This is a genomic window from Mesorhizobium delmotii, assembly GCF_900149755.1.
Lineage (GTDB): Bacteria > Pseudomonadota > Alphaproteobacteria > Rhizobiales > Rhizobiaceae > Mesorhizobium > Mesorhizobium delmotii.
The window spans coordinates 1-9,033 of record NZ_FUIG01000062.1 but is presented as its reverse complement, the minus strand read 5'-3'; the positions used below and the strand labels follow the sequence as shown (position 1 = coordinate 9,033).

At 59.0% G+C, this 9,033-nt stretch carries 7 protein-coding genes and 1 pseudogene; all 8 read right to left on the bottom strand.

What is annotated here, in order from left to right; all coding sequences use genetic code 11:
- Positions 1-59: 59 nt before the first annotated feature.
- A complete protein-coding gene (locus BQ8482_RS32000) occupies positions 60-1,133 on the bottom strand; it encodes an ABC transporter ATP-binding protein (RefSeq protein ID WP_244603076.1) in 1,074 nt (357 codons plus the stop codon).
- A complete protein-coding gene (locus tag BQ8482_RS31995; protein WP_123151210.1) occupies positions 1,130-2,137 on the bottom strand; it encodes an ABC transporter ATP-binding protein in 1,008 nt (335 codons plus the stop codon). The genes BQ8482_RS32000 and BQ8482_RS31995 overlap by 4 nt, the downstream gene beginning before the upstream one ends.
- Position 2,138: 1 nt before the next feature.
- Positions 2,139-3,020, bottom strand: a complete 882-nt coding sequence (locus BQ8482_RS31990) for an ABC transporter permease (RefSeq protein ID WP_123151209.1) — start codon at positions 3,018-3,020, stop codon at positions 2,139-2,141.
- 2 nt (positions 3,021-3,022) lie between these two features.
- The gene (locus tag BQ8482_RS31985; protein WP_123151208.1) at positions 3,023-3,964 is read right to left on the bottom strand and encodes an ABC transporter permease; all 942 of its coding nucleotides are present in this window, start codon (positions 3,962-3,964) and stop codon (positions 3,023-3,025) included.
- Between the two features lie 402 nt (positions 3,965-4,366).
- Positions 4,367-5,620: a D-amino acid dehydrogenase gene (locus BQ8482_RS31980; protein WP_123151211.1), complete on the bottom strand. Its 1,254-nt coding sequence runs from the start codon at positions 5,618-5,620 to the stop codon at positions 4,367-4,369.
- A gap of 219 nt (positions 5,621-5,839) precedes the next feature.
- The gene (locus tag BQ8482_RS31975) at positions 5,840-7,039 is read right to left on the bottom strand and encodes a glycine C-acetyltransferase (protein WP_123151207.1); all 1,200 of its coding nucleotides are present in this window, start codon (positions 7,037-7,039) and stop codon (positions 5,840-5,842) included.
- Positions 7,040-7,443: 404 nt separating this feature from the next.
- Positions 7,444-8,403, bottom strand: coding sequence for an aminotransferase class IV (locus tag BQ8482_RS31970; RefSeq protein WP_123151206.1), 960 nt, complete (start codon positions 8,401-8,403; stop codon positions 7,444-7,446).
- 315 nt (positions 8,404-8,718) lie between these two features.
- A pseudogene (locus BQ8482_RS39800) lies at positions 8,719-9,000 on the bottom strand (Lrp/AsnC family transcriptional regulator); the annotation flags it as partial.
- Between the last annotated feature and the right edge of the window lie 33 nt (positions 9,001-9,033).

Sequence of the window (9,033 nt, the reverse complement as noted above, 5' to 3'; positions counted from 1 at the left end):
TCTCCTGCGAATCTCTTTCCATATAATCTCCTACTTATCGCGAGTGGGCATGACTGCCGCTATACTTGGGTTTTCCGATACCTTTGGACCGGATCATGAGGCTGAGCCACCTGATCAGGCGAATGATCGCCCGCTTCAGCCGGCTGGGCCGGGACGTCCGTAGCCGGAGCGCGGACATGACAGGCTACGACGCGCCCGTCTGCCATCGGCACCAAAGGAGGGACCTCCATGCGGCACCGCTCGACCGCGAGCGGACAGCGCGGGTGAAACGCGCACCCGCTCGGCGGGTTGATCGGGCTCGGCACCTCGCCCTCGACGGGCGCCTCTAGCCGAGCTCGCGTCGGATCCGGCACCGGGGCTGCCGCGATCAGCGCCTCCGTGTAGGGGTGGACCGGCTTGGCGAAGAGCGCCTCGCATTGAGCGAGTTCCACGATCCGCCCCAGATACATGACCGCCACGCGATGGCCGATATGCTCGACGACGCTAAGGTCATGTGAGATGAAGACGAAGGCGATGCCCAGCTGCTGCTGGAGATCCAGCAGCAGATTCAAGATCTGTGCCTGCACGGATACGTCAAGGGCTGACACCGCTTCGTCGGCGATGATGAGCGAGGGCTGGAGGGCCAGCGCCCGCGCGATGCCGAGCCGCTGCCGCTGGCCGCCCGACAACTCGGACGGGAGCCTGTGCATCATCTCGGGCGACATTCCGACCTTCTGGAGAAGGTCCGCAGCAAGCGCGTTGCGCTGCTTCCGGCTGAGGCGCTCGAAATTCTCGACGGGTTCGGTGATGATCTGTCCAGCGGTGAGGCGCGGATTCAGCGACGAGTAAGGATCCTGAAAGACCATCTGCATCCGACGGCGCCACGCGTGAAGCGCGTGTTTCTTGAGGCCCGCAATATCGGTCCCGTCGATCAGCACCCGCCCGCCTGTCGGCTCCACGAGTCGCATCAGAAGACGCGCGACAGTCGACTTGCCGCAGCCGGATTCGCCGACAATGCAGAGCGTCTCGCCCGCCTCGACGGAAAAAGATACATCTTCCACAGCCCGGATCACCGGAATGGTCTTCTTCAGGAACCCCGTACCGAGCGGATAATGCTTGGTCAAATTCTCGACTTTCAGCAGAGGGCCATTCATGCGCCCATCACCTCTTCCGCGCGCCAGCAAGCCGCGGCGTGGCTCGACCCGACATCAAGGAGGGGGGGCCTCTTCTCGCGGCAAACGTCGATAGCGAACGGGCAGCGAGGAGCAAAGCTGCATCCGACAATGGCCTCGCGAAGACTTGGAACAATGCCGGGAATTTCTGGAAGGCGGCGCTGTCGGCCGCGCCGCCGGTCAGGCACCGATCGCATGAGGCCCTGAGTGTAGGGATGCGCGGGACGCGCGAACAGATCAGTTACGCTCGCTTGCTCCACGATCCGGCCGGCATACATCACGATGACCCGTTGGCATGTCTCGGCGACAACGCCCAGGTCATGAGTGATGAACATGACGGCCGTTCCCGTGCTCTCTTTCAGATCGACGACTAGACGCAGGATCTGCGCCTGGATAGTAACGTCGAGCGCAGTGGTTGGCTCGTCGGCGATCAACAGCTCCGGTGAGCAGGCAAGAGCCATGGCAATCATTGCGCGCTGGCGCATCCCGCCGGACATTTCGTGAGGATAGTTGTTGACGCGAAGCTCGGGATCCGCGATGCGGACGAGACGGAGCATCTCTTCGGCCTTTGCCATGGCCACCGAGCGGGACGCATTTGTGTGGATCTGCACCGCCTCGGCGATCTGGCGGCCGACCGTGTAGACCGGGTTCAGGCTCGTCATCGGCTCCTGGAAGATCATAGCGATCTGATCGCCGCGGATCTGTCGCATCTCCCGATCGGACAGCTCAAGCAGGTCGCGCCCGTGAAAGCGCACCTCGCCGCCGACAGTCCTGGCGGTCAGCTTCGGCAGCAGGCGAAGAATGGAGAGGGCGGTGACGCTCTTTCCGCATCCGGATTCACCGACGACCCCGAGCGTTTCGCCACTCTTTACCTGAAAGCTGACGCCGCCCAGGGCACGGGTGACGCTTTCTTCGCCGTAAAAGTGCGTCTCCAGGTCTCGAACATCGAGAAGCACGTCGTCCCCTGCGGATTCTCGCATTAGCATATCAACGTCTCCGCTTTGAGCGGGGATCGAACAAGTCCCGCAGTCCATCCCCAAACAGGTTGACGGCAAGGACCGTGACGGCAAGGCAGATGCCGGGGGCGAAAATCGTCATTGGGGCGATCGCGAGATAGAGTCGAGAGCTTGAAATCATGTTGCCCCAGCTCGGAATCTCGGGCGGTACGCCCACGCCCAGGAAGCTCAGCCCGGCCTCTGTAAGAATAGCATCCGCGCAGACTATAGCGCTCTGCACCATAAGCGCCGGAATGGTGCTCGGCAGGATATGCCGCCACAGTACTTTCGGCAGGCGCGCGCCGCCGCAGAGCGCGGCCTCCACATAAGGACGCCCCCGAACACTCAGAACCGCCGAACGAACCAGCCGCGTGACGCTCGGCAGCTGGGGGATCATGATGGCGACGATGAGGATACCGAATCCGGGCCCTGTCAGAGAAATAAGAGCAATGGCCAGCAGAATCGTCGGGATCGACATAAGGCCGTCCATGACCCGCATGACGATATTGTCGAAGCCGCGGTTGTAGCCGGCGACGACACCGATCAGAAGGCCACCCAAAGCCGCGCCCACCGCCGCCGTCAATCCGACCATTAGTGAGATCCGGGCGCCGAACACTGTTCGTGCAAAGACGTCACGGCCCAGATTATCGGTCCCGAACCACATCTCAGCGGACGGCGGCTGCAGGCGCTTGAACGGATCCATGTTCACCGGATCGCCGGCGAAAAGCGGGGCAGCGAGTGCTAATGCGATCAACAGCGCCAGGAGGCCGCCGCCCCCAAGGACAAGCGGATGCCGCCTTGCCAGACGGGGAAAGTCAGATATTCGCAGGCGGCCCGTCGGGACGTATTCAACTGGTGCGGAGAGGAGCTTCATAATCAGTACCGGATTCGGGGATCGATCAGGGTGTAGGAAAGGTCGACCGCCAGGTTGATAAGGACGTACAGACCCGAAACCAGAATGAGCACACCTTGAATGATGGGATAATCGCGGTTGTTGATTGCATCGACCACCAAACGACCGACACCAGGTATGTTGAAAACCGTTTCCGTGATGACGACACCGCCAATCAGACCTGCGAAACTTAAGCCGATCACGGTGAGGATCGGGACGCCCGCATTCTTCAGTGCGTGGTGGAAAAGCATGGAATAGGACGACGCGCCCTTGGCGGCGGCTGTTCGCATATAGTCTTCCGACAGAACTTCGAGCATGCTCCCCCGCGCGATCCGGGCGATGAAAGCAATGTAGGGAACACTCAAAGTCACGGTCGGCAGGATCAGGTGCACAAGCCATGGCCCGAAACCATCGTCGATAGGGTGGTATCCTTGGACGGGCAGCCAACGTGTCCTGATTGCTAACAAGTATATGAGAAAGAAGCCGACGACAAACACCGGGACAGAAAAACCAAGTGTCGCGAATGCCGTCAGGATGCGATCAACAAGACCGCCATCTCGCCACGCGGCAAGGATGCCGAAGGAGACCCCAATTGTCACCGAAAGGATCATCGTCAAGATCGAAATGGAAATAGTCGGTTCCAGCCGCTGCGAGATCAGTTCGAGAACTGGTCGCCCCGTGAAAATTGAGATCCCGAGATCGCCGCCGAGGATGCTGAGCGCCCAATGGACGAACTGAACGGGCAGCGGCTGGTTGAGTCCCAGCTGTTCGCGAATGCCGGCGATCATCTCTGGCGTGGCCCTAGGGCCGGCGATCATGTCCGCCGGATCGCCGGGCGCGAGCCTGAGAAGCAGGAAGACAAAGATGCCGACCATCGCCATGACGGCGACGGTCGAGACCATTCTGCGAAGTATGTAGGCACCCATTGCACCCTTAGACCTTCTGCATGATAAGGTCGCGCCACGAGATTCTCATGGTCCGTTCCCCTTTTTAGTTAACGGCGCGGTAAATCCGCACCTATGAGTTCTGTCGACACCACGAGAGCGCATTGGATCTCAAAGAGGCGGTAGACCTTTCGTTTTCCAGCGAATGACTTTGCCGCGGACACGACATTTTCGCCGCGGAGACGACATTTTCGAAACGATAACACCTGGAGATGGAAAGTTTGGGCCAAAATGCGTCGATTGCTGGAATGCGAGCCCTAAAAAAGGGGCGTAATTTGAAATGCTCAGCCTAAGCAGGGCAACTCTCGCGCAAACTTCAGTTCGGCCACATGCATACGCGTCGTCTCTAGGCCGGAGATATTCCTCCCACTCTCTCCATTGCACTCAGGCAACTCTGCGTGCGTCGGCCGGTAGGTCACCAGAAATGATCTCCGCAAGCATCTCGGCAGTTGCAGCCGACAAGGTCCAACCTAGATGACCATGGCCCGTATTGTAGAACACACCGCGTGCCTTGCCTTTGCCGACCCGCGGCATCATGTTGGGCATCATCGGCCTCAACCCCGCCCACGGCACTACGCGCTTGGTACTTACCCCCGGAAAATGCATGCGCGTCCAGTCCACCAAGGGCTTAATGCGATCGTCCCGAATGTCACGGTTTAGACCATTGAACTCGGCGGTTCCGGCGACCCGGAATTTAGACAAACCTAATCGACTCGTAACGATCTTGGCTCGGTCATCGAGCAGGCTGACCCACGGCGCGGCTTCCTGTGACGCCGACTCATCGAGCTCGACCGTGATTGAGTAACCCTTAACCGGATAGATGTTGAGCCGATCGCCCAACCTCGCGGCAAAGTCGCGGCTGCTACAGCCCGCACAGACGACGATGGCGTCTGCGCGTATCTCATGCTGCCCGGAATGTCGGTCTTCAGTACCACTTGCATAGAATATTCGAAAACCTTCTTGGCGTTCGATGCGCCTCACGTCGGCATCGTAGTAGAAACGAGCACCGCGCTTCTCGCATGCCCGCGCCACGCCGGTCGTGTATTTGTGAATGTCGCCGGTCGAATCCGATGGCGTGTAGAACCCACCATATAGCGTACTACGGAGAGTGGGTTCGATCGACTGGATCTCTTCCACTGTAACGGGCCGTCGGTCCAGCCCACCTCGGACTAACAAATCATTCACCGCTCGCGCATGATTGAACTCGGCTTTTTCCCAATATATGTGAAGAATGCCGCGACGAACATGATCGAAATCGATTCCTTCCCGCTCGGCGATCTCAAACATATGCTTCCGCGCCATGATCGCGAGCTTGGTCGTCTTTACCGTATTTTCGCGATAGTTAGCGATGTTCGCCACAAATTCCGCCAGCCAGCTGTACTTGTGCCAACTGGGCGCAGGATTCATTAGAAGTGGAGCGTCCCGTTTGATCATCCACTTGATCCCCTTGAGAATCGTCGACCAGCGGTTCCAAACTTCAGCATTGCTTGCCGAGAGCTGTCCGCCATTGGCAAATGATGTTTCCATCGCAGCATACCGATGACGATCCAATACTGTGACATCATAACCACGTTCCAAAAGGGCATATGCAGTCGACACACCGGTGATTCCGGCGCCGACGACAACAATCTTGGGCATTTGTTCTCCACGCAACATAAACAGATAAACCGGTGCAGGTTCTGCGGGCGATCACCTAGATACCGAGGCGGGCGAGAACTGCCTCGTTCCGGCTGGGAATCAACCTGTCACTAGAGTTCGACAGTAGATTGGACGAGAATAGCCAACCCTCCGGTTGCACAGATCGACCCACCAAAGGACCATCATGACTTCCTCGCGGACATCGACGAAGGCGTTCCGTCATGTTGGACATCGGATGACTCCCAATTCCCTGCCCACGTCCGTGAAGGCCTCAACGGCACGGTCAACATCCGTACTCGAATGTGCCGCAGACATCTGCGTGCGGATGCGGGCCTGACCGTTCGGCACCACGGGGAAGGAGAAACTGACCACATAGATGCCGCGCTGGAGCATCTTCGCGGCCATCTGCTGCGCGAGGCTCGCGTCGCCCAATATCAAGGGGATTATCGGATGGTCCGCGCCAGCCAGCGTGAAGCCCACCTTCGACATCTTCGAGCGGAAGCGGTCGGCATTGTCATAGAGCTTTTGGCGCAGCGCATCGCCTTGTTCGATCAGATCGAACACCTTCAGCGACGCCCCTGCGATTGCGGGCATCAGCGTATTGGAGAAGAGATACGGCCGCGAGCGCTGGCGAAGCCAGTCGATGACCTCGCGCCTGCTTGCCGTGTAGCCGCCCGAGGCGCCGCCGAGCGCCTTGCCCAGCGTGCCGGTGATGATGTCCACCCTACCCTCGACGCCGCAATGCTCCGCCGTGCCGCGCCCATGCCTGCCGACGAAGCCGACCGCGTGGCTGTCGTCGACCATGACCATCGCGCCGTATTTCTCGGCCAGATCGCAAACGCCGCCAAGATTGGCGATGATGCCGTCCATGGAAAACACACCATCGGTTGCGATCAGTTTGAAGCGGCTACCCTCGGCCTTCTTAAGTTCCTCTTCCAGCGCGGCCATGTCATTGTTGGCGTAGCGGAAGCGCATGGCCTTTGAAAGCCGTACGCCGTCGATAATGGAGGCGTGGTTCAGCGCATCGGAAATGATGGCGTCTTCATCGCCGAGCAGCGTCCCGAAAAGACCGGCATTGGCGTCGAAACAGGATGAATAGAGGATCGTGTCTTCTATCTTGAGGAATGAGGAGATGCGTGCCTCGAGATGCTTGTGCTCTTGCTGAGTACCGCAGATGAAGCGGACCGATGCCATGCCGTATCCATAGCGGTCGATTGCAGCCTTAGCCGCGTTCCGCAGATATTCATTATCGGCGAGGCCGAGATAGTTGTTGGCGCAGAAGTTCAGGACCTTGCTGCCATCCTCGAGTTCGATCTCAGCCGATTGCGTCGAGGCGATGACGCGCTCGGATTTGTAGAACTCCGCAGACTTCAACCCAGCCAGTTCCGTGGTCAAATAGGCAATGAAATCGTTGTCCATCGGCAACTCCGCAGAAATGGCATGCAGTACGATTCGCTCAACCCCGCGCGCGACGACGCATAGAGTAGCGTAGCTGCTCCGAGCCCGTCATTTTCCACAGGGATTGTGATGCCGAGCAAACCGGCATCACCACTTCGCGGTAGATCTACGGGTCGGTCGCCTCGTTGAGGTGCACGTCCTCGGAGCGTGGCGCGAGTTCGGCGGCGCAGAAGTTGCCGCACCATTGCGGTTCGCGCTCGTCTTCCGACGGCCGGTCTCCCAGCAGCGGGAGACATCGGTGTGCATCGGGCAGTCTTCCAAATCCAGGGCGACGCCCCAACGAAGCGCGCCTGCTCGAATTTCGGACTTTGCGACAGCTCATCGAGATCGTCACGAAGCAGTTGCTGTCGCATGGCTCATTCCGGTCAGGGGCAGATGACAGCAGTCGACCATGCCGGATCATCGTGCTTTCGCCAGTAGAGATCCATCAGCCGGCGTGTGACGGATCCGACCTGCCCATTAGAGATCGCGGCGTCGTCGATGCGCGTCACGGGCATAATGCCGCCGGCAGTCGAGGTGATGAACACCTCGTCAGCCCCTTTGATCTCAGCACGACTAATATCAGCAGCCGTGGCCGACAGCCCGATCTCGGCGCAAAGATCGAACACAGTCCGGCGCGTGATGCCCGGCAACACGCCAAAGGCGGGCGTCCTCAGGGATCCGTCCTTGACAACGAACACATTGAAGCCGGGCCCTTCCGCGATGTGGCCGTTCGTATCTACGATCAGCGCTGTTTCCGCCCCCCTGTCGTAGGCGTCGAAAAGGCCCTTCACGAGATCGAGCCAATGACAGTTCTTGATCGCCGGATCGACCGATTTCGGTGGAATGCGGACGGTCTCGCTGATCGCCACGTGCAAGCCTCTTTCCAGCTGTTCCTTGTTGGCAACCGATCCAAAGGGAACAGCAAACGCGATGAAGCGGTTCTCTGCCTGGCGGGGATCGCGGCTGAACGTCGGCGATGAACCGCGCGTGCAGATCATATCGACGTACGCCGATCTGTGGCCCGACAAAGCCACACAATTTGTCAGGATCGACTCTATTTTCTCGCGATCATAGGGCAGCTTCATTCGCAGCCGTTCGACGCCCCCGAAGAAGCGATCAAGATGCAAGTCCAGCCGGAAGAACCTGCCATTCCAGACGTGCACCGTGTCGTAAGTGGCATCCGAGTGCAGGAACCCCCAATCGAGCACAGAGATCTTGGCCTCGGACATCGGCAGGTATTGCCCATCCATAAAAGCGACCCCGTCCGGGTAACGCCATTGGTCACAGTAATGCTCATCGACAGTTGGAAGAACAGGTAAGATCTGCGTCATCGGGATCGCCATTCTTTTTCCTTACACCGGGACGGTTACTTTGCCTGCGCCGAACGGTTGGCAACTCACACCCTCCTCACGCAGGATCGACTGCGCCCTCTACATCGCACAGTTGCTTAGGCGAAAACGCTCATTCCGATGCTGGACGCGCAATGGCGGTTTCAAAACGCGGCCCGGAGTGATGACTTCAGCGCAGCTCGCACAAGTCTACACCGTTACCCGGGGCTCGAACTTGACACGATCAAGCGCGATCATGGTCTGGAATTTTCGGACATTGGCGTTGGTATGAGCTTTGTCTTGACGAAGACGTCAAAGCCCTCGACGTCCTCAACGGCCACAATCAGCACAAAGTAGGCGTCGCCGAGTAACCATGTAGCACTGGGTAACCTCTTTGGCCGCGCGCATCGCGCGCTTGAAATCGTCGACGAGGTCAAGGCGCTCATGGTCCAACTCAACCGTGACAACAACGGTGAGCGATTTGCCGACAGCTTTCGGATCCACCAGCGAGATGTCCGCAACGATCACGCCATCAGAACGCGGCTTGTTGACTCGACGCATGCAGGACGCTGCCGAGGAACCGACCAATTCCGCCAGTTCTGCAAATGAGAGCCGGTTGTTCTTTTATAAAGCCGTGAGGATTCT

Coding starts and splice junctions, on each gene's coding strand:
- BQ8482_RS31980 (WP_123151211.1), bottom strand. CDS start 5,620: ATGCCCAAGATTGTTGTCGTCGGCGCCGGAATCACCGGTGTGTCGACT.
- BQ8482_RS32000 (WP_244603076.1), bottom strand. CDS start 1,133: ATGAATGGCCCTCTGCTGAAAGTCGAGAATTTGACCAAGCATTATCCG.
- BQ8482_RS31990 (WP_123151209.1), bottom strand. CDS start 3,020: ATGAAGCTCCTCTCCGCACCAGTTGAATACGTCCCGACGGGCCGCCTG.
- BQ8482_RS31995 (WP_123151210.1), bottom strand. CDS start 2,137: ATGCTAATGCGAGAATCCGCAGGGGACGACGTGCTTCTCGATGTTCGA.
- BQ8482_RS31985 (WP_123151208.1), bottom strand. CDS start 3,964: ATGGGTGCCTACATACTTCGCAGAATGGTCTCGACCGTCGCCGTCATG.
- BQ8482_RS31975 (WP_123151207.1), bottom strand. CDS start 7,039: ATGGACAACGATTTCATTGCCTATTTGACCACGGAACTGGCTGGGTTG.
- BQ8482_RS31970 (WP_123151206.1), bottom strand. CDS start 8,403: ATGGCGATCCCGATGACGCAGATCTTACCTGTTCTTCCAACTGTCGAT.